This window comes from Chitinophaga rupis (assembly GCF_900109685.1).
In the GTDB taxonomy this organism is placed as follows: domain Bacteria; phylum Bacteroidota; class Bacteroidia; order Chitinophagales; family Chitinophagaceae; genus Chitinophaga; species Chitinophaga rupis.
This window is the reverse complement of sequence record NZ_FOBB01000003.1, coordinates 868054-892804: the sequence shown is the minus strand read 5'-3', so window position 1 is coordinate 892804 and position 24751 is coordinate 868054. Positions and strand designations below refer to the sequence as shown.

24 protein-coding genes are annotated in these 24751 nt (G+C 47.9%); 20 read left to right on the top strand and 4 right to left on the bottom strand.

The window, feature by feature from the left end; genetic code table 11:
- Positions 1–25: 25 nt before the first annotated feature.
- The 3 genes from BMZ54_RS16720 to BMZ54_RS16710 all read left to right on the top strand — a co-directional run bounded on the left by BMZ54_RS16720 (position 26) and on the right by BMZ54_RS16710 (position 2473).
- Entirely contained in the window at positions 26–265 is a 240-nt protein-coding gene (locus BMZ54_RS16720) for a DUF4907 domain-containing protein (RefSeq protein ID WP_162277565.1), read from the top strand.
- 221 nt (positions 266–486) lie between these two features.
- Complete coding sequence (locus tag BMZ54_RS16715) at positions 487–1776, top strand: sensor histidine kinase (protein WP_162277564.1); 1290 nt, start codon at positions 487–489, stop codon at positions 1774–1776.
- Positions 1769–2473, top strand: coding sequence for a LytR/AlgR family response regulator transcription factor (locus tag BMZ54_RS16710; protein WP_089914004.1), 705 nt, complete (start codon positions 1769–1771; stop codon positions 2471–2473). Before BMZ54_RS16715 ends, BMZ54_RS16710 begins: the two co-directional genes overlap by 8 nt.
- A gap of 1 nt (position 2474) precedes the next feature.
- On the opposite strand, the gene BMZ54_RS16705 is transcribed toward BMZ54_RS16710, so the two are convergent.
- Together BMZ54_RS16705 and BMZ54_RS16700 are read right to left on the bottom strand one after the other, a co-directional pair.
- Positions 2475–3512 (bottom strand): SO2930 family diheme c-type cytochrome, encoded by a 1038-nt coding sequence (locus BMZ54_RS16705; protein WP_089914001.1) that lies wholly within the window; start codon positions 3510–3512, stop codon positions 2475–2477.
- Positions 3512–4738, bottom strand: coding sequence for a parallel beta-helix domain-containing protein (locus tag BMZ54_RS16700; protein ID WP_089913998.1), 1227 nt, complete (start codon positions 4736–4738; stop codon positions 3512–3514). The genes BMZ54_RS16705 and BMZ54_RS16700 overlap by 1 nt, the downstream gene beginning before the upstream one ends.
- Positions 4739–4869: 131 nt before the next feature.
- On the opposite strand from BMZ54_RS16700, the gene BMZ54_RS16695 reads away from it, so the two are divergent.
- Positions 4870–5703: a DUF3800 domain-containing protein gene (locus BMZ54_RS16695; protein ID WP_089913995.1), complete on the top strand. Its 834-nt coding sequence runs from the start codon at positions 4870–4872 to the stop codon at positions 5701–5703.
- Between the two features lie 126 nt (positions 5704–5829).
- Here BMZ54_RS16695 and BMZ54_RS16690 read toward each other — a convergent pair whose 3' ends face one another.
- Both BMZ54_RS16690 and glmM read right to left on the bottom strand, forming a co-directional pair.
- Positions 5830–6957 carry a cysteine desulfurase family protein gene (locus BMZ54_RS16690; protein ID WP_089913992.1) on the bottom strand — a complete coding sequence of 376 codons (1128 nt, stop codon included), beginning with the start codon at positions 6955–6957 and terminating at the stop codon, positions 5830–5832.
- 173 nt (positions 6958–7130) lie between these two features.
- On the bottom strand, positions 7131–8516 hold the full coding sequence (gene glmM, locus BMZ54_RS16685) for a phosphoglucosamine mutase (RefSeq protein ID WP_089914266.1): 1386 nt from the start codon (positions 8514–8516) through the stop codon (positions 7131–7133).
- A 265-nt stretch (positions 8517–8781) separates the two neighbouring features.
- On the opposite strand from glmM, the gene BMZ54_RS16680 reads away from it, so the two are divergent.
- From BMZ54_RS16680 to BMZ54_RS16605, 16 genes are all read left to right on the top strand, one after another.
- The gene (locus tag BMZ54_RS16680) at positions 8782–10794 is read left to right on the top strand and encodes an LTA synthase family protein (protein WP_089913989.1); all 2013 of its coding nucleotides are present in this window, start codon (positions 8782–8784) and stop codon (positions 10792–10794) included.
- A 77-nt stretch (positions 10795–10871) separates the two neighbouring features.
- Entirely contained in the window at positions 10872–11615 is a 744-nt protein-coding gene (locus BMZ54_RS16675) for a class I SAM-dependent methyltransferase (protein WP_089913986.1), read from the top strand.
- An 85-nt stretch (positions 11616–11700) separates the two neighbouring features.
- The gene (locus tag BMZ54_RS16670; protein ID WP_089913983.1) at positions 11701–12279 is read left to right on the top strand and encodes a phosphatase PAP2 family protein; all 579 of its coding nucleotides are present in this window, start codon (positions 11701–11703) and stop codon (positions 12277–12279) included.
- Positions 12276–13013, top strand: a complete 738-nt coding sequence (locus tag BMZ54_RS16665) for a ZIP family metal transporter (protein ID WP_089913980.1) — start codon at positions 12276–12278, stop codon at positions 13011–13013. The genes BMZ54_RS16670 and BMZ54_RS16665 overlap by 4 nt, the downstream gene beginning before the upstream one ends.
- 24 nt (positions 13014–13037) lie before the next feature.
- Positions 13038–14336: a hemolysin family protein gene (locus BMZ54_RS16660; protein ID WP_089913977.1), complete on the top strand. Its 1299-nt coding sequence runs from the start codon at positions 13038–13040 to the stop codon at positions 14334–14336.
- Between the two features lie 257 nt (positions 14337–14593).
- Entirely contained in the window at positions 14594–16129 is a 1536-nt protein-coding gene (locus tag BMZ54_RS16655; protein ID WP_202909265.1) for a flexirubin biosynthesis tyrosine ammonia-lyase FlxA, read from the top strand.
- 108 nt (positions 16130–16237) lie between these two features.
- Complete coding sequence (fabG, locus tag BMZ54_RS16650; protein WP_089913974.1) at positions 16238–16966, top strand: flexirubin biosynthesis SDR family reductase FlxB; 729 nt, start codon at positions 16238–16240, stop codon at positions 16964–16966.
- A 68-nt stretch (positions 16967–17034) separates the two neighbouring features.
- Positions 17035–18261, top strand: a complete 1227-nt coding sequence (locus BMZ54_RS16645; protein ID WP_089913971.1) for a beta-ketoacyl-[acyl-carrier-protein] synthase family protein — start codon at positions 17035–17037, stop codon at positions 18259–18261.
- A gap of 194 nt (positions 18262–18455) precedes the next feature.
- On the top strand, positions 18456–18713 hold the full coding sequence (locus tag BMZ54_RS16640; protein WP_089913967.1) for an acyl carrier protein: 258 nt from the start codon (positions 18456–18458) through the stop codon (positions 18711–18713).
- A 125-nt stretch (positions 18714–18838) separates the two neighbouring features.
- Positions 18839–19588 carry an LpxL/LpxP family acyltransferase gene (locus BMZ54_RS16635; protein WP_238386602.1) on the top strand — a complete coding sequence of 250 codons (750 nt, stop codon included), beginning with the start codon at positions 18839–18841 and terminating at the stop codon, positions 19586–19588.
- Between the two features lie 23 nt (positions 19589–19611).
- Entirely contained in the window at positions 19612–20031 is a 420-nt protein-coding gene (locus tag BMZ54_RS16630; protein WP_202909264.1) for a hotdog family protein, read from the top strand.
- Positions 20032–20045: 14 nt separating this feature from the next.
- Positions 20046–20669, top strand: a complete 624-nt coding sequence (locus tag BMZ54_RS16625) for a hypothetical protein (protein WP_089913960.1) — start codon at positions 20046–20048, stop codon at positions 20667–20669.
- Between the two features lie 57 nt (positions 20670–20726).
- Complete coding sequence (locus BMZ54_RS16620; RefSeq protein WP_089913957.1) at positions 20727–21146, top strand: acyl-CoA thioesterase; 420 nt, start codon at positions 20727–20729, stop codon at positions 21144–21146.
- Positions 21143–22291 carry a beta-ketoacyl-[acyl-carrier-protein] synthase family protein gene (locus tag BMZ54_RS16615; protein WP_089913954.1) on the top strand — a complete coding sequence of 383 codons (1149 nt, stop codon included), beginning with the start codon at positions 21143–21145 and terminating at the stop codon, positions 22289–22291. The genes BMZ54_RS16620 and BMZ54_RS16615 overlap by 4 nt, the downstream gene beginning before the upstream one ends.
- Before the next feature lie 76 nt (positions 22292–22367).
- Positions 22368–23435 (top strand): class I SAM-dependent methyltransferase, encoded by a 1068-nt coding sequence (locus tag BMZ54_RS16610; protein WP_089913951.1) that lies wholly within the window; start codon positions 22368–22370, stop codon positions 23433–23435.
- A 35-nt stretch (positions 23436–23470) separates the two neighbouring features.
- The gene (locus tag BMZ54_RS16605; RefSeq protein WP_089913947.1) at positions 23471–24727 is read left to right on the top strand and encodes an NAD(P)/FAD-dependent oxidoreductase; all 1257 of its coding nucleotides are present in this window, start codon (positions 23471–23473) and stop codon (positions 24725–24727) included.
- Positions 24728–24751 lie beyond the last annotated feature (24 nt).

The following is a 24751-nucleotide window of genomic DNA, read 5'->3' as shown; positions in this document are numbered from 1 at the left end:
AAAGGAAACTACTAATACAACCGCAATGCAGGATAGCATTGCGGTTGTACCTTTTGAGACCGGTGGTGGCTGGGGCTATTCCGTGAACATTGGCGCCCGCCCCTATATTTACCAGGATATTATACCAGCCCTGCCCGGCAGGAATGTGTTTAAGACCAAGGCCGATGCCCTGCGCGTAGGCAACCTGGTAGCCAAAAAACTACGCGATAAACAGCTGCCTACTATCAGTAAAGAGGAGCTGGTGGAGATGGGGATTGTGAAGTAGTTAAGTGGTCCATGGTCCATAGTCGATGGTCCATGACATACTACATTCTTCAGTATACCGTTACATACATTTTGTTGAAAAGCAATATTTTATGAAGTAGGCAATGGACCATGGACTATGGACCGTGGACTATTTTAACATATGCTTATAATTGGTTAACAAATTTTAACAGATGGTTAACCCGATAGTGATGTATGTTTACCCCGCTTTTCAGGCGGTGTATGATCAATTTTAAAAATATTTACAGGAACCGGCTCTTCATTATTGGATTGCACATTATTGCGTGGACCTGTTTCCTGTTACTTCCCTTTTTTATTTATCGCCTGCGGATCCTGCATCCCTGGTTCTTTACCAGGGAAATTATTGATAACCTGTTCCTCATAGGTGTATTTTACCTGAATATTTACGTACTCATACCGCGCTTCTTTACCCTTAAAAAGATTGTTTATTACTTTGGCTGCGTACTGTTGGTATTGGTTTTCATTACGTTACAGCAGGCAGTGATGGATCATTACTTCATGCGCTACCTGGCCACCCATAAGGTAGACCTGAGTCTGCCGGGCGCCTCTATAGATAGCACCGGGAAAGTAACTTTAGTACCGGCTCGTGCGTTTATGCGTTATCGCGCTTTTGCAGCAGGGGAAAATGGGGTATATGCCGCACCCCGGGCACGGTTTTTTGGGAACGGCCGGTTTGTAACCGGATCGCGCCCGTCGGAATTTGCAAGGGATTCCGTAATGGCTCCCGGCCCTAATGGTACTATGACCCTGATGCCCGTAGGACCGCCTACCTTCTGGCAGCACATGTTTTTCCCGGAAGTGCTGCGAAAGTCAGTGCTGGCGGCATTATTGATGCTGCTGATGAGTGGTTTTATCAAGATTGCGCAGGAATGGTTTAAGAGTGAGCAACAGCGGGAAGCCCTGAAGGTGGAGAAATTACATGCGGAATTAAAATTTTTGAAGTCGCAGATTAATCCTCACTTCCTTTTTAACTGTCTAAACACTATCTATTCGCTGGCGCATAAACATTCCGCACAAACGGAGAACGCTATCATCAAGCTGTCTACCATTATGCGGTATATGATCTATGAGTCCAATGAAGATATGGTGCAGCTGCAGCATGAGCTGCAGTATTTGCAGGATTATATTGACATACAGAAGCTGAGATTGCCCTCCGGTATACAGGTGGATTACCAGGAATGCGGATCGCCGGACGGGTTGTGGATAGAGCCTATGCTGCTGATACCTTTTGTGGAGAATGCTTTTAAACACGGTATCAGCTATACAGATCATTCTTTTATCAGTATTGTGGTTACGGTAGAGCAGCAGGTAGTGCGGATGCTGGTAAAGAACAGCTTATTCCCGCAGCGGGTAGGGGAGCAGGGCGGCATTGGGCTGCAGAATGTATTAAAACGACTGGAATTGTTATATATCAACAAACACGAGGTAACCATTACGGAAACTGAGCACCAATTTATTGCTGATCTTAAAATAGTGTTGAAAAATGATTAAGTGTATTGCAGTGGACGATGAACCATTGGCACTGGAGATCATCACCGACTTTGCCCGCAAAGTGCCTTTTCTCTCACTTGTGCAAACTTTTGAAAATGCCGCTGAGGCTATGCGGTTCCTGCAGGATGAAAAGGTAGACCTGGTATTCCTGGATATTAAAATGCCGGACATTAATGGTATTCAATTCCTGAAATCCCTCAAATATCCGCCCCTGGTTATTTTTACAACGGCTTACGGTGAGTATGCGCTGGATGGCTTTGACCTGGATGTAGTGGATTATCTGCTGAAACCAATTCCGTTTGACCGTTTCCTGCGGGCCGCTACCAAAGCGCAGGAATACATGACAGTGAGCCAGCAAAAGAATGGCGACAACGGCCATGTAAATGATTATATTTTCATAAAAACGGAATACAAGATCATCAAGATCAACCTGGAAGATATTTTGTTCATTGAAGCTTTGAAAGATTATACGAAGATCTATACACCTTACCAGCCTGTGCTAACACTGCGCAGCCTGAAATCTTTTGAGAGCCGCCTGCCGGCAGATAAATTTATACGCGTGCACCGCTCTTACCTGGTATCCCTTAATAAGATCAACTCTGTAGAAAAAAATACGGTAATGATCGCCAATCAATCCATTCCGATCAGTGATGGGTACAGGGAAAGGTTTTATGAGGTGATAACGAGGAACTCGTAATTCACTTCATTTGCTTTATCCATTCCTTCACCAGCTCCACCCCCTCTTTGTGCGTAAGCTTGCGGCTGAGCTCCGGCATCATAATACCGGGATCTGTGGATTCCATCCTGTAAACTAAAATGGATCTTTCCGGATGGCCGGGTACAATATCAAATTGCAGATCAGCTGCGCCACGGCCCGCTGCCACCGGTGTTTTGTTGATACCTATTTTTACAGGGTCCTGCTCGCTGACGGTCAGGAATAAACCCGATGTTTTGGCCGGGCCTTCCGGTTTGTGGCAATGGGCGCAGTTAATTTCCAGCCAGGTGCGGGCGCGGGCGGCCAGGGTACCGCTTTTCGGATCATTCCACACCGGCACTTTAGGCGCTTGTTTTACATCTTCCAATCCTTTTAAGATGCCTGCTTTTTGCCAGTGCTGCAGTTGGTTTTCGCGGCCGGTGGTATAGTTGAAATCGCCGTTCAGCTGCCGGGCGGTAGGGCCAATGGGTGTCATTACTTCATTGGTATTATGGCAGCCCTTGCACTGGTTCAGGTTGGGCACAATATATTCAAAGGAAACAGTATGCCCGTTGTGATCAATGAACTGCGTAGGTTTCCGGTCGCCCGCTACTTCCAGGAACGCATCGGTTTGTTCATCGTTCCAGATGTACACCAGCGCTTTCCAGCCGGTAGGTTTGTGTTGCAGCAAACGCGTTTCCATCAGCCGCCGCCCCTTTTCGGGATGGCGAAAGTCTTTGGGATAATAAAAGGTTTTGATGATGGTAGCGCCAACAGGTAAGTGCATTACATTGGCGCTGTCATACGTGATCACACTGTCTTCGGGGAGCTGAATGAAGCGCAGCTTCTCCGCATAGTCAGAGAATAGCGGCGTATTTAACTGGTACGGCATAATACCTGCTACCGGTACCTGGTCTGCTATATTACCACTGAAAAATCCGTAGGCAGATAATGTTTCCTTAGGCGCTTCCCTTTGTATGCCCGACGCCAGCAATGCTGCTAATAAACCCAGTGTAAGGGTTATACCGATAACACGTTTCATCAATCTCCACTTTTAGCCGGTACCGTTATATTAGTGGTAACGGGGTTACTACAGTTATACTGTGCCGCATTGCGCGATACATTTTTGAAATTATTTCCTGCATCCAGGTTGGCAAAGCTGGCGTTCTTATTGTCGCCAATACAAATGCGGTACTCCGGTTTGTACTGGCCGCTGCTGTCCGTCCATTCTTTGTTAAGGATGCCGTCATAAAAAATATGCGGCACATTCTTCCCAAAACGCAGCTTGAACTTAAACATGAGGCCTATGCGTCCTTTACCCTGGAACTTCACAGGATCGCGCACATAATCATTATCATGTATGTACACGGTGGCCGGGTATGGATTGTACAATGAATCCTTGATGGGATTTTCCGTCATAAAGTAGCTGATAATAGCCGTGCCTGCGCTGTTGTTGTAATGGATCTTGTTATTATACAATTCTACATGGCTGGTGGCCAGTATCATTACTCCGGTGCCTGCAGGCACTTTGGCCACGGTATTGCCTTTGGGCGCAAAGTTGGGAAAGTTGTTATGGTGAATGTTGTTGTTGTACACTTTTACATAACCGCCTTTTTTCTGCACCAGGTCCGGCAGGTCAAATACCAGGATGCCGCCGGTATTTTCAAGCGCTTCGTTCTGGTACACTTCTGCATGCAGGGAGTTTTCTATTTCTATACCGGCTACATTGTTTTTGGCTACGCAATTGCGCACTATAATGTCTTTGGATTGCCCTACGTACAAACCGGCGTCAGATGCACCGATGGCAGTACAGCTGTCTATCAGCACCTGCTGGCATTGCACGGGATATAAGCCATACGAGCCGTTCTCTTTGGCTGGTGGGCCGGTCCATTCCACTTTCACCTGTTTAAAGGCAATATTGGTAACGTTCATGGTTTTAATACCATCGCCTTTGGTATTCTGTACGGTGAGGTCGCGGATGGTAATGTTCTGCGCATTGGATATCCGCAGGCCTTCAGCGCCTTCACTTTGTCCTTTGAAGTTAAGGATGGTCTTATCCATACCGGCGCCTTTGATCAGGATATTCTTTTTACCTTCCAGTGAGAGGGTGGAGGAGAGTTGGAAACTTCCGGCCGGCAGCTCAATTACGCTGCCGTCTTCGGCCATGATCAGCTGGCGTTGTAATTGTTTTTGTATGTCCTGCTGGGCATAAATGGGCTGATGGCAAATGGCCAGCATGCCTAGGGTTAAAATGGGGATGATGCGCATAATACGTGGGTTTACAGGCTATCTAAATTTACGGAAAAAAAGGGTAGGAAACGGTTTGCGTGGAAATATCCTTTATATTGTACTAATTACTGATTGTCATTTGTTTACCCACCAAAACCAACCGAATACATATGACGCTTGTTACCTCCGTTGTTACGCAACTGCATAAGCAGCACTATTTCCTTGACGAAGCAGGTGACCCCTGTTTTTATGGTAAAGGGAAAACTATTATTATAGGGCAGCAGGGCGTTTCCCTGTACTACATTTTGGGAATGGTACAATTTGAAGGCGACCTGCAGCCTGTTCGCAATGAAGTAGTAAAGCTACAGCAGGAGATCATTACCAATCCTTACTTTACCGGTATTGGCAGCATAGAAAAGAAGAAACAAAAGCAGGGATTTTACTTTCATGCTACAGATGATATGCCGGAAGTACGAAAGCTGTTCTTTGATTTTATTAAATCGCTGAACTGCTCTTTTGAGGCAGTGGTAGCTGCCAAAATTCCCAGCCTGTATGTGCATAAGCATAATGCAAACCAGAAGGAGTTTTATGCGGATCTGTTGTCGCATTTATTGCATGAGAAGTTAACGATTGATAAAAGGCTGGTGTTGAATATTGCAGAGCGGAATACCAGTACCCGGCAGGATAATCTTGAATTGGGACTGCAGAAGGCCATTGCCAGGTTTACAAAGCAAAACCCCGATTCCGTGATTAATCCCAATGTAGTTTTTAATGTACAGAATCAATTAACAGAGCCGTTGTTAAACGTTGCAGATTACCTGTGCTGGAGCATTCAACGAGTATTTGAAAAAGGCGAAACGAGGTTTTATAATTATATGAAGGATAAGATTAAACTGGTTGTAGATATGTATGAAGATGAGGAGATAGAAGAAGGGGAAAATATGTATTACAGTAAAACCAGTGCTATAATTATCACAAATAAAAAAGGCCCATCAGCAACCTAAGCAGGATACCCTGCCACGCTCGGAGAGCGACTTTCAATTGTAACAGACCAATACAAAGATATATAATTCCGGTAAACAAAAAAAATCCCGGCCGCTGAGCCGGGATTTTTGCATATATAAAGTTACTTATACCAGCTCTTTCAGCTTATCTACCACCTGGTCTATCTCCTCTTTTGTATTGTCTTTAGAGAAGGAAAAACGTACGCTGATCTGGTTCGGATTGCTGTTCAGCGCGCGGATCACGTGGGAGCCCGCATCTGCACCGGATGTACAGGCGCTGCCGCCGGAAGCGCAAATGCCGTTTATATCCAGGTTAAAGAGGATCATTTCACTCTTTTCTGATTTAGGGAAAGATACATTTAACACGGTGTACAGGCTACGTCCATACAGATCGCCATTAAAGCCGATGCCGGGTATGTGCTGCTGCAGTTGTTCAGCCATGTACATACGCAGGTCATTAATGTACTTGCTATGCTCTTCATAATGGGCAGTAGCCAGCTCCAGGGCTTTGGCAAACCCGATAATGCCATACAGGTTCTCTGTGCCGGCCCGCATATTACGCTCCTGTGCGCCGCCCTGTATAAAAGGCGTGATCTTTACATTCTCATTAATGTACAGGATGCCTACCCCTTTGGGGCCGTGGAACTTGTGCCCGGCGCCGTTAATGAAGTGTACCGGCGTATTGCGCAGGTCAAACGGGTAGTGCCCTACGGTTTGCACGGTATCAGAATGAAAAATGGCATCAAACTCCTGACAAAGTTTACCTACCGCGTGTATATCCAGCAGGTTGCCAATTTCGTTGTTGGCATGCATCAGGGTAACCAGGCTTCTTTTGGAGGAACCGGCCAGCAGTGCGCGCAGGTGCTCCATGTCTATATGCCCGTTGGGCAGCACATTTACATAAGAGAGCGCAATATTTTGCCCGCTGTGCAGCTGTTCTACGCTGTGCAGGGTGGCATGGTGCTCTATCTCAGAAGTAATAATGTGGCGGCAGCCCAGGTCGCGGATGGCGGCATTAATAGCGGTATTGCTGCTTTCTGTGCCGCCGGAGGTAAAGAAGATCTCTCCCGGGTGCGCGTTCAGGATCTTAGCTACGGTTTTACGGGCATTTTCTATACCCAGCCGGGATTCCCGCCCGTAGGAATAAATAGAGGACGGATTGCCGAAATGATCTGTCATATACGGCAACATTGCATCCAGCACGGCCTTATCCAGCGGTGTGGTAGCTGCATTGTCAAAGTAAATTCTTTTCAAGGTGTGGATGGTGGTTTTTGATATAATAAAAATGGGCGCCCTAAAGCGCCCACAAATGTCCGAAAAAATTTTATAAAACGGTCCACGGTCAACTTACCACCATCCACAGCCTTTATCGTATCACAGTTCCCTGCGTTACAGGCCATGGACTATGGACCATGGCCTGTGGACTATTAATGCATAAACTCCTTAATATCCTGCATAATACGGCGGGCAATATTGTCGGCCGTGGTTTCAAACTGGCTTTCGGCATAAATGCGGATGATAGGCTCGGTATTGGAAGTGCGCAGGTGCACCCAATCCTTTTCAAATTCTATCTTCAGGCCATCTTCAGTATTGGTAGGCTGGTTCTTGTACTTGCCCTGTATTTTTTCAAAGATGTCTTTTACGTTCACACCTTTATCCAGCTCGATCTTATTCTTGGAAATAAAGTAATCAGGATAGCTGTTGCGCAGGTTCTTGATATTCTTTTTGCTATGTGCCATATGGCTCAGGAACAGGCCTATACCAATCAGCGCATCGCGGCCATAGTGCAGGTCCGGTACAATAATACCGCCGTTGCCTTCACCGCCTATTACTGCATTCACTTCCTTCATTTTCTTTACTACATTCACCTCACCTACGGCAGAAGGGTAATACTCCCCGCCATTCTTCAGCGTAATATCTTTTAATGCCTGGGTAGAGGAAAGGTTGGAAACAGTGTTCCCTTTTCTTTTACCCAGTATATAATCTGCTACTGCCACCAGGGTATATTCTTCGCCAAACATGCTGCCATCTTCACATACAAAGCAAAGGCGGTCTACATCCGGATCTACGGCAATGCCCAGGTCAGCGTTGGAGCGGTTTACTTCATTGGAAAGGGCAGACAGGTTTTCGGGAAGCGGTTCCGGGTTGTGGCTGAAACGGCCGTTCACTTCACCAAAAAGTACTTCTACCTGGTTTACGCCCAGTGCTTTCAGCAGGGCGGGTATAAATATGGCGCCGGTTGAGTTTACGGCATCCACCACTACTTTAAAATCACGTTCGCGGATGGCAGCTACATCCACCAGGGGATAGTTCACCACCAGGTCAATATGTTTTTGCAGGTAGCTGTCATCCTGGTGATAGGTACCCAGCTTGTTCACATCTGCAAAGGTGAAATCTTCCCGTTCAGCAATATCCAGCAGCGCATTACCATCTGCGCCGGAAATAAATTCGCCGTCGCTGTTCAGCAGCTTCAGTGCATTCCATTCCTTTGGATTATGGCTGGCAGTAATAATGATACCGCCGGCGGCCTTTTCCATCTTAACAGCAATTTCAACAGTGGGTGTAGTGGATAAACCCAGGTCTATCACATCCAGGCCTAAACCATTCAGGGTGGATACTACCAGATTCTTCACCATTTCACCGGAGATACGGCCATCACGGCCAATCACTACTTTTTTGTTATCAGGGTATTGATTGGTTAGCCAGGTGCCGTATGCTGCGGTAAATTTTACTACATCCAGGGGAGAAAGTCCTTCGCCGGGGCGGCCGCCAATGGTGCCACGAATGCCGGATATCGATTTGATCAGTGCCACAAATTCAATTTTAGGGAAGGCAAAGATAAAAAAATCCACCAGCAAGAAAATTAATTTAGTTAGTAGTCCATGGTCGATGGTCCATAGTCCATAGCCTATGCACGTAGCATAAAGTATTTCGCGGGAGACGGTATACAACTTTTCGTGAAGGACTACCATGGACCATCGACCATCGACAATGGACCAAATAAACTATATTTGCAGCTACGCTTTGAAATTTTTAATAATAAATAGACTTAATAATACATAAACGCTTACGTTTTACATGCAGTACTTTTGGAAGAATGTACCCCGGTATATTCGATATGTGCTTGTTCAAACACTCTGTCTTTTCATATTCACGGCCCTTTTTCGCCTGATATTTTACTGTTTCTTTTTTAAATCCTCCATCACAGATAGCGGTATTATTGCCAAAGCATGGTACCTGGGCCTGAAGTTTGACCTGCGCCTTACGCTCATCGTAATGATCCCGCTGGCATTGCTGGCCGTTATTACCCGCAATAAATTCTTTACTTCAGCTGCCGTACGGCGCACGAACTTCATATACCTGTTCCTGGTGTACCTGGTATTAACGCTGTTGTATGTGCTGGACCTGGGCCACTATGCCTACCTGGGCCTGCGTTTGGATCCGTCCATTACCCGCTTTTTTGCTTCCGGTGAGCGGGCGGATAATGCCAGGATGGTTTGGCAAAGCTACCCGGTAGTACGCGGCCTCATTGGTATAGCGCTATTCCTGTTCCTGATAAGCCGCCTGCTGGTATATACCTACCGCCGGTATGCCCGGCAGCAGGCAGTTACCATCCGCAAAGGCCGTTATGCCGCCTGGATCAGCGCCCTGGTGCTGCTGTTTGCCGCCGGTATCTATGGCAACTTTGCCTATTTTCCCCTGCGCTGGAGCCAGGCCATGTTCACCCGCGACAATGGCATTACCAGCCTGGCCCTGAACCCGGTAATATACTTTGTAGCCAACTTTACCGTAAAAGGCGATACCTACGATCTTCAAAAGACCCGCGAATATTACCCTTACATAGCTCAATACCTGCGGGTAGACAGCCTGGACGCGCAAAAGCTAAACTATGTGCGTACAGTGCCCGGCGTTAACAAACCGCGGCCCAACATTGTGCTGGTAATGCTTGAATCTACAGGGGCAGCGGTTACCAGCATGTTCAACAATCCCATGCAGGCCACGCCCAACATGCAAAAGCTGTCAGACAGCGGCATCCTGTTCCGGAACTTTTATGTGCCGGCTATCAGCACCGCCAAAACCGTGTACGGCGTAACCACCGGCCTGCCGGATATTACCCGGGTTAAAACCGCCAGCCGCCACCCGCAGATGGTAGACCAGCGCATTATTATGGACCAGTTTGCAGGATATGAAAAATATTACCTGCTGGGCGGCAATACCAACTGGGCCAACATACGCGCAGTGTTCAGCAATAATGTGGACGGCATCAAGATATACGAAGAGGGATACTTTAAAGCTGCCAAGGCCGATGTATGGGGCGTTTCCGACTACGATCTTATTACAGAAGCCAGCGCCATTTTTAAGGATGCGCACCAGCGTAAGCAGCCTTTTGTTGCTTTCCTGCAAACGGCAGACAACCATCCGCCTTACACCACCACCAAAGGCGCCGGTGACTTTAAGAAGGTAACGGAAAAGGATATTGATATGAACAAGTTTAAACAGGCCGGTTTCATATCCATTGACCAGTTTAATGCCTTACGCTACCTGGACTATAACCTGGGCCACCTGATACAGCTGGCCAAAGAAGGGGGGTACCTGGATAATACCATTTTTGTGTTCTTTGGTGATCATAACTGCACGCTCAACCCTTACCATTTTATGCCTTTCCCGGAGTATGAGCTGGGCAGCGGCGGAGAGCATGTGCCCTGTATCATGTACGGTCCCGGCCATCTTACACCACAGCAGAACACCCGCGCCGGCAGCCTGCTGGATGTGTACCCTACAGTGGCTAAGCTGGCAGGCATTCCGTTTAAGAATTATACGCTGGGCGTAGACCTGCTGGATACAACTTACAACAGCCGTTACGCTTTTATTTCCTATATTAAGAACCTGCAGTTCTGCACCGCGGTAATAGGGGAGCAATACCTTTTTGAGGTGAACAACGGCACCGGTAAAACCGCGCTGTATGACCTGAAGGGGGATGCCCTGAAAGATGTGGGCGCACAGCATGCAGACACCGCCCGCGCGCTCAATAATTTAACGCACGGGTTTTATGAAAGCACCCGATATTTGATGTTTAACAATAAAAAATAGCAGTTAGCCTTAGCTCTTAGCCATTAGCAACGGGCAATCGCTAAAAGCTAAGAGCCAACAGCTAATAGCTCAAAGATATGGAAGCAGCAAAGCAGTGGTTCAAAGATTGGTTTAACTCTCCCTACTATCACGTGTTGTACAGCAACCGGGATGAAAAGGAGGCCGCTATGTTCATTGATAAGCTGCTGGCCTACCTGCAGCCTCCGGCAGATGCACTGATGCTGGATGTGGCCTGTGGGCGCGGGCGGCACGCCAAGTACCTGGCAGATAAAGGCTTTACCGTTACGGGCATCGATCTTTCTATTGACAGTATTAATGCCGCCAAAAAGCTGGAAAACGATCATCTCAGCTTTTTTCAGCACGATATGCGCCTGCCTTTCCGCATTAATTATTTTGATGTGGTGTTCAACTTCTTTACCAGTTTCGGCTATTTTGATACGCAGCGGGATAATGACAATGCGCTGCGCACCTTCAAAAATGCGCTGAAACATGGCGGCCGCCTGGTGCTGGACTACCTGAACAGCCCTTATGTGGCGGCGCACCTGGTACCCAGTGAGGTAAAAGAGCTGGAAGGGGTGGTGTTTGACATTAAAAGGGCCCTCCACCATAACTGTTTTCTGAAGCAGATCAACATACTGGATAAGGAGAAAATGGTGCGTACCTCTTTTACGGAAAGCGTGCACGCCTTTACCCGGGCTGATTTTGAGCGGATGTTTGCCAAACAGGGCCTGCGGATCATGGATGTTTTCGGCGATTATCATTTTAATGCGTACGATGAACAGCGCTCACCAAGGATGATATTGATTGCGGAGAAGAGATAATTAAAGCAAAAAGCGTAAAGCACAAAGCAAAACACAATAAGCTTTTAGCTTTCCGCTTTATGCTTTCGGCTTAAACGAAGTTTTTATGTTAGAATGGTTGTTACGTCAGGACCTAAGATTATTTTTTCATATCAATAACCAATGGCAGCAGCCCTGGCTGGATGCGGTAATGCCCTGGATCCGGGAGCCCTACCTTTGGGCGCCGTTATACCTGTTCCTGGGGTTGTTTGTGACCATCAATTATGGGTGGCGGGGTTTTTTCTGGATCGTGCTGTTCATTGTTTCCTTTGGGATCGCTGATCAGAGCAGCAGTTTTCTGAAAGATACCTTTAACCGGGTGCGGCCCTGCCGCGATCCGCTGCTGCAGCAGTTTGTACGTGTGCTGGTTAATTACTGTCCCATGAGCGGCAGCTTTACCTCTAACCACGCCGCTAATCACTTTGCGCTGGGAACATTTTGTTTCTTAACTTTAAAAACGGCTTTTCAACAGTATGCCTGGCTGTTCTACGTATGGGCATTTGCGATAGCTTACGCACAGGTATACGTAGGCGTGCACTACCCGCTGGATGTAGCCGGTGGGGCCGTGCTGGGTACTTTGATCGGATTATTGAGTGGCAGCTTTTTTCAACGCCGCATTAGACTGGAGGCAGAACTAACAACATGAATTGGAGCTATTTGATATTAATATTTGCAGCTACCATTGGCGGCGGGGTCATTCCCATAACCGTTAAGCGGCTGCATCCCAACTTACCCATTTACCTGCTGGCTTTTACCGGCGCTTTCCTGTTCGGCATCACCATTATGCACCTGCTGCCGGAAGTGTACCAGGAGCTGGGGCATGCCGCCGGGGTATATGTGCTGCTGGGGTTTTTTCTGCAGGTGTTCCTGCAGCAGCTTTCCCACGGTATGGAGCACGGGCATACCCATTTGCCGCCGGCAGAAGGGCAGCATCACCATATTTCCATCACACCTTTACTGCTGGGTTTATCCATCCATGCGTTTATGGAAGGTATTCCGCTGGGGCTGCGGTTCCAGGATCAGTCGGCCCTACCCTCCCTGGCGCTGGGCATTGCCGCGCATAAAGTGCCGGAGGCCCTGACCCTGATGACGGTTATGATGCACACGCACCAGCCTAAGGGCCGTTTGTGGCGCATTTTGGTGCTGTTTTCCCTGGTAACCCCGCTGGCAGCCGTACTGGCTGGGCAGCTGGGCTTGCATTCCCAAACGGTGAATGCATCACTGGTATATCTGACTGCGCTGGTTATTGGCGCATTTGTACATATATCCACCACTATTTTCTACGAAAGCGGTACCCGGCATCATGAATTAAGCAAACGGAAGATTCTTGCGTTTGCCACTGGTATTGTTTTGGCATTTCTTACCTTAATATTTGAATAATTTTTTATTTTTAGCCTTTATATCATGGAAGTCGTCATTATCCTCATCCTGATCTTACTTAATGGTCTGTTCTCAATGTCAGAGATCGCCCTGGTTTCTGCACGTAAAGTCCGGCTGGAACACCAGGCCGGTAAAGGCGATGAGCAGGCGAAGGCTGCCCTGAAACTGGCTAATAATCCGGATAAATTCCTCTCCACCGTACAAATAGGCATTACCCTTATAGGCATTTTAACCGGTATTTACTCCGGGGAAAAGCTGAAATCGGACCTGGTAGCGTTCGTTGGGCAAATGGAGCTGCTGCGCCCCTATGCCAGCGGTATTGCCACCGGTATTATCGTAATAGTGATCACCTACTTTTCACTGGTACTGGGTGAGCTGGTGCCCAAACGCCTGGGTATGGCCCGGCCGGAAGCTATTGCCAAAGCAGTAGCCAGGCCCATGAGCTGGGTATCCAAGATCACTTTTCCGTTTATTGCCCTGTTAACGGTATCCACTAACGTAATCGTAAAGATCTTTAAGCTCAAAGGCTCAGATCAGCACGTAACGGAAGAGGAAATTAAAGCCATTATCAATGAAGGCACCAACTCCGGCGCTATTGAAGAAACGGAGCAGGAGATCATTGAACGGGTATTTCACCTGGGCGACCGGAATATTACCTCCCTGATGACCCACCGTACGGATATTGTATGGCTGGATATCAACGAGCCGGTAGAGGTTATTAAACGTAAGATCAATCACAGCCTGCACTCCGTATACCCCGTATGCGAAGGGCAGATAGACAGCATAAAAGGTATCATCTCTATTAAAGACCTGTATGCAGCCGCGTCCAGCAACAGCTACGCGCTGAAACCCATTATCCGCAAACCCCTGTTTGTTCCGGAAAATAACAGCGCCTATCAGGTGCTGGAAAAGTTCAAGGAAACACAGATCCATGCGGCTTTTATAGTGGATGAATACGGTACTTTCCTGGGGATGATCACCCTGAACGATATCCTGGAAGCCATTGTAGGCGATATGCCGGAAACCGGGCAGCATGATGACTATGAAATGACCAAGCGGGACGATGGCTCTTACCTGGTAGATGCCCAGATCCCTTTCTACGACTTTTTGAGCGAGTTCGATAAAGAGGACTGGATGGCAGAATTTGAGCAGGAGTTTGATACCCTGGCTGGTTTTATACTGCACCACCTGGAACACATCCCCCAAACAGGTGAGAAATTTGACTGGAGAGGCTTTACCTTTGAGATTGTGGATATGGATGTTCATCGTATAGATAAAGTTTTGGTATATACACCCGTACCAAGGGAAAGGGAGGAGGAGTAATTTTTAGTCACGGGCCACAATCCACGGTCCACGGCGTTTTACGGAGTTACATGTACAAATAAGGGAATAGCTATGGAAGCATGACTATGGACTACAGTTCACGGTCTACAAACCACGACCTTTTGCGTAATTACATGTATTATAAGGGCACGGCAATGGACCACGGACAATGCACCATGGACTTTTTTTAGGTTTTTTCCAGCTTTGTATTATTTTTGTGCGTTTTTACATATAATAAATAATTTAATTTAAAATAAATGATCCCAGTAGGAAGTAAGGCGCTTTCCTTAGATGAAGTGTACCGGATTTTATTCGGGCAAGAAACATTGGAGCTGGAAGAAGCTGCTTTACAGCAGGTACAGGAAAACTTTTCGTTCCTGCAAAAATTCTCAGCCAAAAAGCTGATCTATGGCATTAACACGGGTTTTGGCCCCATGGCGCAATACCGCATACCGGAGGCAGATACCCTGCAGCTGCAGTATAACCTTATACGCAGCCATAGTTCCGGCGCCGGTAAGTGCATGCCCCCGCTGTTAACCAAAGGATTGATGATAGCGCGCCTGAGCAGCTTTATGCAGGCGCATTCCGGCGTACACCCGGATGTGGTGAAATTATTAAGGGATCTGATCAATAAGAACGTATATCCGTGTGTGTTTGAGCATGGCGGGGTAGGCGCCAGCGGCGACCTGGTACAGCTGGCGCACCTGGCGCTGGTGCTGATAGGTGAAGGAGAGGTGTGGTATGAAGATAAGATGCAGCCAACGGCCGAAGTATTTGCCCGCCTGGGCTTACGGCCTATGAAAGTACACATCCGCGAAGGGCTGGCCGTTATTAACGGTACCTCTGCCATGACAGGTGTGGGCCTGGTAAACCTGATAGAAGCCAAGAAGTTGCTGGGCTGGAGCTGCATTCTCTCTGCCATGATCAATGAAATTGTGGAAGCGTTTGATGATCATTTGTCGTACGAGCTGAATGTGGTGAAAAAACATGAAGGCCAGAACCGGGTAGCCGCGGTAATGCGCGATGTGCTGAAGGATAGCAAAATGGTGCGCCATCGCCCGGATCATTTGTACAAAGAGCTGGAAGAAGAGATCTTTAAAGATAAGGTACAGGAATACTACTCCCTGCGCTGTGTGCCCCAGATCCTGGGCCCGGTGTATGATACGCTGGTGCATGCGGAAAAGGTAGTGGTGCATGAGCTGAACTCCGTGAGTGATAACCCGGTGGTGGACCACCATCACCAGAATGTATTCCATGGCGGTAACTTCCACGGGGATTATATATCCCTGGAAATGGATAAGCTGAAGATTGCTATTACCAAGCTGAGTATGTTATCTGAACGGCAGCTGAACTACCTGCTGAATGAAAAGCTGAACCACAAGTTTCCGCCTTTTATGAACCTGGGTAAGCTGGGCTTTAACTTTGGTATGCAGGGTGTACAGTTCACGGCTACCTCCACGGTGGCGGAGAACCAAACACTTTCCTTCCCCATGTACGTGCACAGCATTCCCAATAATAATGATAACCAGGATATTGTGAGCATGGGCTGCAATGCTGCGCTGATGGCCAATAAGGTAATAGAAAACACGTTTGAGGTGCTAGCCATACAGGTTATGACCATGCTGCAGGCGGTAGATTACCTGAACTGCCAGGATAGATTGTCCTCCTTCTCCCAACGTATTTACCGGGAAGTAAGGGCTATTTTTCCTAAATTTATTGAGGACAGCCCCCGGTATAAAGATCTGCAAAAGATCAAGGAATACCTGGTGCAGCAGGTACCGGTAAGTGTGTAAATGTGCGGATAGGCAAATGTGCAGATGGAATGTGCTAACGTGCTGGTTTATTGGGAAGAAATGATGTGCCCACATTCGTAATCGTAATTGAATAATTCGTAATTAACCATGAACTGTGCTTTAGTAACCGGCGGGTCAAGAGGAATAGGCAGGGCAATATGTATAAAGATGGCCGAACTGGGTTATCATGTGATCATTAATTTCAAAGGCAATACCGCTGCTGCACAGGAAACCCTGGATGCAGTGCGGGCTAAAGGCAGCAATGGTGAGCTGCTGCAGTTTGATGTAGGAAATGAGGAGGAAGTACAGGCCGCATTAGGCGCCTGGCTGGAAAACAATAAAGATAAACAGGTGCAGGTATTGGTGAACAATGCCGGCATCCGGGAAGATAACCTGCTGTTCTGGATGAACAGCACCCAATGGCATAATGTGCTGAACAGCAGCCTGAATGGGTTCTTTTATGTAACCAAGCAGGTGCTGAATAACATGTTGCTGAAGCGCTACGGGCGTATCATTAACATTGTTTCCCTGTCAGGCATTAAAGGGCTGCCGGGACAAACCAATTACTCCGCTGCCAAGGCAGGTGTAATTGGCGCTACCAAGGCCCTGGCGCAGGAAGTGGCTAAACGGGGAGTAACGGTGAATGCCGTTGCGCCCGGCTTTATTAGAACAGATATGACAGCGGAGCTGAATGAAAAGGAGCTGGCTGCGCAAATACCCATGAACCGTTTTGGTACGGCAGAAGAAGTGGCGGATGCCGTGGGCTTCTTTGCCTCCAAAGCATCCGGGTATATTACCGGCGAGGTGCTGTCTGTTAACGGAGGACTATATACGTAAATAAGCCGTTAGCCATTGGCTGTTAGCTGTAGCTAACGGCTAATAGCTGGCAGCTAACAGCTATTTATATGAACAGAGTAGTGATTACGGGCATGGGAATTTATTCCTGTATAGGGAAGGACCAGGCGGAAGTCCGGGACTCGCTGTATAAGGGTAAGTCAGGCATTGTTATGGACCCGGAAAGAAAAGCCTTTGGTTACCGTTCTGCACTCACCGGTGCTATTGAACGGCCCAATTTAAAAGGATTGCTGGACCGGCGTGCGCGGCTTACCATGCCGGAGCAGGCCGAGTTTGCATATGTGAGCACCGTAGAGGCTTTGGCCCAGGCGCGCATTGATCCCGATTATATAGAACGTACCGATATCGGATTGCTGTTCGGCAACGACAGTACTGCCCGTGCTGTGATAGAAAGCATGGACGTGATCCGTGAAAAGAAAGATACCATGCTGGTAGGTTCCGGTTCTGTGTTCCAGACCATGAACTCTACCGTGAATATGAACCTGGCCACCATTTTCAAGCTGCGGGGCGTTAACTTCAGCGTAAGCGCGGCTTGCGCCAGCGGCTCACATGCTATTGGATTGGGTTATATGTTCATTAAGAATGGTATGCAGGATTGTGTGATCTGTGGCGGCGCACAGGAAGTGAATAAGTATGCCATGGGTAATTTTGACGGTATTGCCACCTTTTCCATGCGGGAAAATGAGCCGGAAAAAGCCTCCCGCCCCTTTGACCGGGACCGGGATGGGCTGGTACCCAGCGGCGGTGCAGCCACCGTTATACTGGAAAGCCTGGGATCTGCACAGCGCAGGGGCGCCACTATCCTGGGTGAGGTGCTGGGATATGGTTTTTCCTCCAACGGGGCGCATATCTCCAACCCAACGGTAGAAGGGCCGGTAAGGTCGTTACAAATAGCTTTGAAAGATGCCGGCATGCAGCCCGGCGATATTCCGTACATCAACGCCCACGCCACTTCCACGCCGGCAGGTGATGCCAGCGAGGCCAAAGCGCTGTACGAGGTGTTCGGGGCATCCAATCCCTACATCAGCTCCACCAAGTCAATGACGGGGCATGAGTGCTGGATGGCAGGCGCCAGTGAGATCGTATACTCCATGCTGATGATGCAGCATGGGTTCATAGCACCTAATATTAACCTGGAAAACCCCGATGAGGATGCCGCCAGATTAAATATTGCGGATCGCACTATTAATAAAGATTTTAATATATTTTTGTCTAATTCCTTTGGTTTTGGGGGGACGAATTCCTCCCTCATCGTTCGGAAATGGGAGGGGAAATAGCTGTATTTCAATCGTTTGGTCCTAAAGTCGTGTAGCCCAACAATAGTATAACCCCCGGCCCGGCGAACGGCCTTTGTGATAACTTATAATATATTATTAACTTTGAGTACAATTTACCATTGTAATTGGGTTTAAGCATAACCGTTCACACTTTTTATTTTTTAATCAACCTATACTGATAGAGTTACACTATTATGGACATTAAAGAGATCATACAAACCACAAATGCGTTCCTTATTGAGGAGTTTGAAGCGGACCCCGCGAAAATTGCGCCTGAAGCTAACCTCAAATCAACCCTGGAGCTGGACAGCCTGGACTACATAGACCTGGTTGTGGTAATTGAAAATAATTTCGGCTTTAAAGTGAATCCGGAAGATTTTCAGAGCATTATTACCTTCCAGGATTTTTATGATTATGTAGCCCGTTGTTTAAAACAAAAAGAGCTGGTATAATGCCGTCGTGGCAGGGGAAGTCTAAAGGCAATAAGCTAGGGTACCGGATATTCATTGACATCTTGCGTTATGGGGGGATCTGGCCGGCTTATGCGCTCTTAAGGTGTGTGGCTGGATATTATTTTTTGTTTTCCCACAGTTCTTCAAGACCCATCTTCAGATATTTTCGTACCAGGATAGGGTATGGCTGGTGGCGTTCTTTGCGCAGTGTATACCGTAATTATTACGTGTTCGGGCAAACGCTGATTGATAAGGTGGTGGTAATGGCCGGCATCCCCAATAGATTTACATTCCAGTTTGAGGGGGAGCATCATTTACGGCAGCTGATAGCAGCCGGGAAGGGTGGTATATTATTAAGCGCACACCTGGGTAACTGGGAAGTGGCCGGCCACCTGTTTAAACGGCTGGAAACCCGCATTAATATTGTGATGTTCGACGGGGAGCATGAACGTATCAAGCAATACCTTTCCTCGGTTACCGGTGAGCGGAATGTAAATGTTATTGTAATTAAGGATGATTTATCGCACATTTACGCTATTAATGATGCGTTGAGTAATAACGAGCTGGTGTGTATGCATGCAGACCGGTTCCTGGAAGGCAACAAAACGGAAACCGCATTGTTTTTAGGTAGTAACGCGCGGTTCCCGGCCGGGCCTTTTTTATTGGCGGCCACTTTCCGGGTACCCGTATCATTGGTATTTGCATTTAAGGAATCTGCTACCCACTATCACCTGTTTGCCACCCCGCCCCGGGAGTACCATGGCCGCAGGAAACAGGGTGTGCAGGAAGCCGTACAGGATTTTGTTCATGTGATGGAAGAAAAGGTACGGCAGTATCCGGAGCAATGGTTTAACTATTACGATTTCTGGGAGTAACCATAACAATAACTACAAAGTTGATGTTCATTCATTCAGATCATATCATACATTATATTCCACAACGTGCGCCTATTGTAATGATCAGTGGCATACTGGAAGCAGCAGGCCCCTATACCCGCAGCGGCCTGCATATAAGTGCAGATAATATTTTTGTACAGGATGGGGTGCTTACCCCGCCGGGGCTGATGGAAAATATAGCGCAAACTGCAGCAGCCAGTGCCGGTTACCAGGCCATACAGGATAATGAGCCGGTGCCCATGGGCTATATTGGCGCCGTAAAAGATCTGGAAATATTTGAGCTGCCCCCGGCCGGCGCGTTTATAGAAACCACCACACAGGTAGGCCACGCCGTATTTAACGCCACCATGGTTACCGGCAAAGTAACCTGGAACGGGAAGCTGATGGCCCAATGCGAAATGAAGATTTTCATAACCCCCTAAATACAGTAAAAGTTATGCACAAACACTTTTCCTTATTGTTGGCCGCCACGCTGTCCGTTGTAAGCTTACAGGCGCAAACCTTGAAAGATTTTTTCTCCTCCAGCGAGCCCCTGACCTACCTGGGTATTGACTTTACCCAGGCCAGGGTGATCGGAGAACCGGTTATGGATGCCAATGACATGCGCGACCGTAATTTTCCCGCTATTAATGCCGTAGTGGTGAATGAGCCCAAGAAATATGATATTGCAGGCGCTTTCCACAAAACGGTGAACACAGACCTGGCCCTGGTGAACAAACACAATGAAACCACCAACACCGCCACGCTGAAGTCTGATAACGCTTCCGATTACAACCGCCTGAAACAGGAAGATGTAGAGAAGCTGGTAAAGAGCTACAACTTCAACGGTAAAAAAGGAGTGGGCCTGCTGTTTGTAATGGACGGTATGAGCAAGGCCGAAAAAGCGGCGAATGTATATGTAACGCTGATAGATATGGACACTAAAAAAGTGCTGCTGGCGGAAAAAATAGAAGGGAAGGCACAGGGTTTTGGGTTCCGTAACTACTGGGCCTATACCATACATAAAGTGCTGGAAGAGGTGGAGAAGCATAAGTATAAAGACTGGAAAGCAAAGAATTGATCCTGGTTTAGCGGCTCCGGTTTACAAACCGGGGCCGTTAACTGTAAAGCATAAAGCATGGAGTTAACAGAGCGGGCCAACATACTGGTAAAGTTTAATGAAGCAGATCCATTGGGTATTGTATGGCACGGGCATTATATACGGTATTTTGAAGATGGACGGGAAGCATTTGGCGAAAAATACGGCCTGCGCTACCTGGATATTTTTAATTACGGCTACACAGTGCCGGTAGTGAAGGTGGAATGCAATTATAAACGCTCGCTCCGTTATGGCGACCGGGTAATAGTGGAAGTGAAGTATGTGGATACGCCCGCCGCTAAAATTAAATTTACGTACCGCCTGTACAATCCCGCTACCAGTGAGCTGGTAGCAGATGGGTCCTCTGTACAGGTTTTTTTGGATACAGCCACTTCCTCGCTGCAACTAACAATACCTCCGTTTTTTGAAGCGTGGAAGAAACAGTGTGGATTATTATGAGTAAGGTATATGTAATAGCAGATAATATTGTGGCACCCCTGGGCCGTACAACAGCAGAGAATTTTGCTGCCGTATGCCAGGGCAAAAGCGGTATTCAGCTGCAGCATAACCGCTTATTATCCCCCGCTGATTTTTATGCAGCAGTCATGGCTCCCGGGCAGCTGGAAGCCTATAGTAACGGTAGTAACCTGGAGGGGTATACGAAGTTTGAGCAGCTGCTGATACTATCTGTTCAGGAAGCATTGAGCCAAACTAATTTAGATATTACCAGGGGGCGTACCGCCTTCATTGTATCTACCACCAAAGGGAATATTGAGCTGCTGGAACAACAGCCTGCACAACCGCCTTTAGGGGAAATGGAATTGTTTGCTACGGCTAAAAAGGTAGCCGCATATTTCAATTTCACCGCAGCGCCGCTGGTGGTGAGCAATGCCTGCATATCCGGGCTGCTGGCTATTTTAACAGCCAGGCGTTTAATAGCAGCAGGTTTATATGATCATGCGGTGGTTACCGGCGCCGATGTGGTTACGCAATTTGTGCTGTCGGGTTTTCAATCATTCCAGGCAGTAAGTAATGAGCCCTGCCGCCCTTTTGATGCAGCGCGTAAAGGCGTTACGTTAGGGGAGGGCGCAGCTACCGTAATACTCACGAACCAGCCGTCGTTAGCGCCTGCAAATGCAGTGGTGGTAAATGCGGGCTCCGTGAGCAATGACGCCAACCATATTTCCGGCCCCTCACGTACCGGTGCGGAACTGGGAATGGCTATGCGCCATGCTATGTTAAACAGCGGGCTTACCCCGGCTGATATAGGATTTGTATCGGCCCACGGCACTGCCACGCTCTATAATGATGAAATGGAGGCCAAGGCCATACACCTGGCCGGCTTGCAGGACAGGCCGGTAAATAGCTTTAAAGGTTATTACGGGCATACGCTGGGCGCCGCCGGTTTAATAGAAGCCATTATAGGTGTACATGCATTGCAGCAGCAAACGGTTATACCTACCCTGGGCTTTGAGCAGCTGGGCGTAAGTATGCCGGTGAATGTAAGCAGTGCTTTAACCCGGCAGCCTATGCAGCATTACCTGAAAACAGTATCCGGTTTTGGAGGGTGTAATGCCGCAATGGTTTTTTCTATGGAACAATAACAATTCAGATAATAAACGAACGGTTTTAGATTTCCGCAAATCGTAAATCTAAGATCTAAAATCGTAAATCATAATAATGGAATTTTTCACCAAAGAAACGAAAACAGCATTGCAGGCTAAAGAAGCCGCCCTGCAGCTTGCCTTTGCTCCTGTGGCTTTCCAGGCTTCCCGCGCCCTGCGGGATTTTGGCATCTTAAAGGTGGTGAGCAAAAGCGGCGCCAACGGATTAACCATTGAAGAGATCATGCAGGAAGTAAAGCTGTCACGCTACGCCATTCGCGTATTGCTGGAAGCTGGCCTGGGCATGGAGCTGCTGATCGTTAACAATAAAAGATACTCCCTTACCAAAACAGGATATTTCATTGAGCATGATCAGCTCACCCGCATTAACATGGACTTTGTGCAGGACATCTGCTACAAAGGCATGTACCACCTGAAGGACAGCCTGGAAGAAGGCCGCCCTGCCGGGTTAAAGGAGCTGGGACCCTGGGATACTATTTACCCCGGTTTGCCTTTGCTGCCACCGGAAATAGGTAAAAGCTGGTTCGATTTTGATCACTATTACTCTGACCTTGCTTTTCCGCAGGCACTCCCCATTGTGTTTAAAGATAAGCCCCGCAGGCTGCTGGACATTGGCGGCAATACCGGTAAATGGACGCTGGCCAGCACTGCTTATGATAAAGAAGTGCAGGTAACCATGTTTGACCTGCCGGGTGAAATAGCCATTGCGCAGCAAAGGGTGAAGGATGCCGGCGTGGCTGATCGTGTGTTTTTCTACGAAGCCAATATACTGGATGAAAGCCTGCCTTTTCCGCAGGGCTTTGACGTGATCTGGATGAGCCAGTTCCTGGACTGTTTTTCCGAACCGGAGATCGAATCTATTTTAAAACGCTGCCGGGAAGCGCTTACACCTAACGGCGCTATTTATATCCTGGAACCATTCTGGAACCGGCAGGTATTTAAATCTGCGGCTTTCTGCTTACAGCAAACCTCCCTGTACTTTACCGCTATGGCCAATGGCAACAGCCAGATGTACCATACCGATGAATTTTTCCAGTGTATTCAAAACGCAGGCCTGCAGGTAGTGGATGAGAATAACCAGATGGGATTAAGCTATACTTTATTAAAATGTGTGAAAGCATAAGCTTTTAATTAACTCCTACCTATAAATTGTTACAGATGAAAACAGAGCAAGTAGATGTGTTGGTAATTGGCGCGGGGCCTGCAGGCACCGTGGCAGCATCTATTATTCACCAGGCGGGTTACAAGGTAAAGATCGTGGAGAAGCAAAAGTTTCCGCGGTTCGTGATCGGTGAAAGCCTGTTACCCCGTAGCATGGAAGCCTTGCAGGAAGCCGGTTTCATTGATGCCATCAAAGAAAAAGGTTTTCAGCAGAAATATGGCGCCAAGTTCGTAAAAGGCGATGGCGTGTGTGATTTTACTTTTAAGGAACAATATACGCCCGGCTGGGACTGGACCTGGCAGGTAACCCGGGCCGATTTTGATAAAACCCTGGCCGATACCTGTGAAAGCATGGGTATACCCGTAGCCTATGAAACTACGGTAACAGGTATACGTTTTAATGGATCAGACAGTGTAACCACGGTAGAAGATGTGCAGGGCAACAAGCAGGAGATACAGGCCCGCTTTATTGTAGATGGCAGTGGTTATGGCCGGGTAATACCCCGCCTGTTTAACCTGGAAAAAAATTCTGTGATGCAGCCGCGTAAAGCGTTGTTTGCACATACCAATGATATTCGCCGCTCCATGGCCGACGAGCCGAACCGTATTACCGCGGTGGTGCACAAGCCAGGTGTGTGGATCTGGATCATCCCCTTTTCCACCGGCGTTACCTCCCTGGGCTTTGTGGGCGATCCGGAATTTTTTGCTCAGTATCCCGGTACGCCGGAGCAGCAATACCGCGCTCTGCTGGAAGCAGAACCCTATACCAGGGAGCGTTTCAGAGATGTGCCGCTGGTATTTGAGCCGCGGATCCTGGAATCCTGGTCGGCCACTACCGATAAGTTTTATGGAGAGGGTTTTGTGCTTACAGGCAATGTAACAGAATTCCTGGACCCGATCTTTTCATCTGGCGTAACTTTGGCCTGTGTGTCCAGCCAAACGGCTTCCAAGCTGGTGATCCGTAAGCTGAAAGGAGAAGCGGTAGATTGGGAAGCTGAATACATGGCCCCCACTATGCAGGGCGTAAACACATTCCGCTCTTATGTAATGGCCTGGTATGAAGGTACGCTGGATACTATTTTCTTTAAAAAGAATCCGGACCCGCTGGTAAAACAGCAGATTTGTTCTGTGCTGGCCGGTTATGTATGGGATATGAGCAACCCTTTTGTGAGCAATCATGATACGGTGCTGAAACGCCTGGCCCGCACTATTGAAGTAATGGGGAAGCTGGATAAACTGAAAAATGAACATTGAGTAACGGAAACGCATATATTACAG

Bases quoted from the DNA above. Each gene is read 5' to 3' on its own strand.
- BMZ54_RS16720 (WP_162277565.1), top strand. From the start codon at position 26: ATGCAGGATAGCATTGCGGTTGTACCTTTTGAGACCGGTGGTGGCTGG.
- BMZ54_RS16715 (WP_162277564.1), top strand. From the start codon at position 487: ATGATCAATTTTAAAAATATTTACAGGAACCGGCTCTTCATTATTGGA.
- BMZ54_RS16710 (WP_089914004.1), top strand. From the start codon at position 1,769: ATGATTAAGTGTATTGCAGTGGACGATGAACCATTGGCACTGGAGATC.
- BMZ54_RS16705 (WP_089914001.1), bottom strand. From the start codon at position 3,512: ATGAAACGTGTTATCGGTATAACCCTTACACTGGGTTTATTAGCAGCA.
- BMZ54_RS16700 (WP_089913998.1), bottom strand. From the start codon at position 4,738: ATGCGCATCATCCCCATTTTAACCCTAGGCATGCTGGCCATTTGCCAT.
- BMZ54_RS16695 (WP_089913995.1), top strand. From the start codon at position 4,870: ATGACGCTTGTTACCTCCGTTGTTACGCAACTGCATAAGCAGCACTAT.
- BMZ54_RS16680 (WP_089913989.1), top strand. From the start codon at position 8,782: ATGCAGTACTTTTGGAAGAATGTACCCCGGTATATTCGATATGTGCTT.
- BMZ54_RS16675 (WP_089913986.1), top strand. From the start codon at position 10,872: ATGGAAGCAGCAAAGCAGTGGTTCAAAGATTGGTTTAACTCTCCCTAC.
- BMZ54_RS16670 (WP_089913983.1), top strand. From the start codon at position 11,701: ATGTTAGAATGGTTGTTACGTCAGGACCTAAGATTATTTTTTCATATC.
- BMZ54_RS16665 (WP_089913980.1), top strand. From the start codon at position 12,276: ATGAATTGGAGCTATTTGATATTAATATTTGCAGCTACCATTGGCGGC.
- BMZ54_RS16660 (WP_089913977.1), top strand. From the start codon at position 13,038: ATGGAAGTCGTCATTATCCTCATCCTGATCTTACTTAATGGTCTGTTC.
- BMZ54_RS16655 (WP_202909265.1), top strand. From the start codon at position 14,594: ATGATCCCAGTAGGAAGTAAGGCGCTTTCCTTAGATGAAGTGTACCGG.
- fabG (WP_089913974.1), top strand. From the start codon at position 16,238: ATGAACTGTGCTTTAGTAACCGGCGGGTCAAGAGGAATAGGCAGGGCA.
- BMZ54_RS16645 (WP_089913971.1), top strand. From the start codon at position 17,035: ATGAACAGAGTAGTGATTACGGGCATGGGAATTTATTCCTGTATAGGG.
- BMZ54_RS16640 (WP_089913967.1), top strand. From the start codon at position 18,456: ATGGACATTAAAGAGATCATACAAACCACAAATGCGTTCCTTATTGAG.
- BMZ54_RS16630 (WP_202909264.1), top strand. From the start codon at position 19,612: ATGTTCATTCATTCAGATCATATCATACATTATATTCCACAACGTGCG.
- BMZ54_RS16625 (WP_089913960.1), top strand. From the start codon at position 20,046: ATGCACAAACACTTTTCCTTATTGTTGGCCGCCACGCTGTCCGTTGTA.
- BMZ54_RS16620 (WP_089913957.1), top strand. From the start codon at position 20,727: ATGGAGTTAACAGAGCGGGCCAACATACTGGTAAAGTTTAATGAAGCA.
- BMZ54_RS16615 (WP_089913954.1), top strand. From the start codon at position 21,143: ATGAGTAAGGTATATGTAATAGCAGATAATATTGTGGCACCCCTGGGC.
- BMZ54_RS16610 (WP_089913951.1), top strand. From the start codon at position 22,368: ATGGAATTTTTCACCAAAGAAACGAAAACAGCATTGCAGGCTAAAGAA.
- BMZ54_RS16605 (WP_089913947.1), top strand. From the start codon at position 23,471: ATGAAAACAGAGCAAGTAGATGTGTTGGTAATTGGCGCGGGGCCTGCA.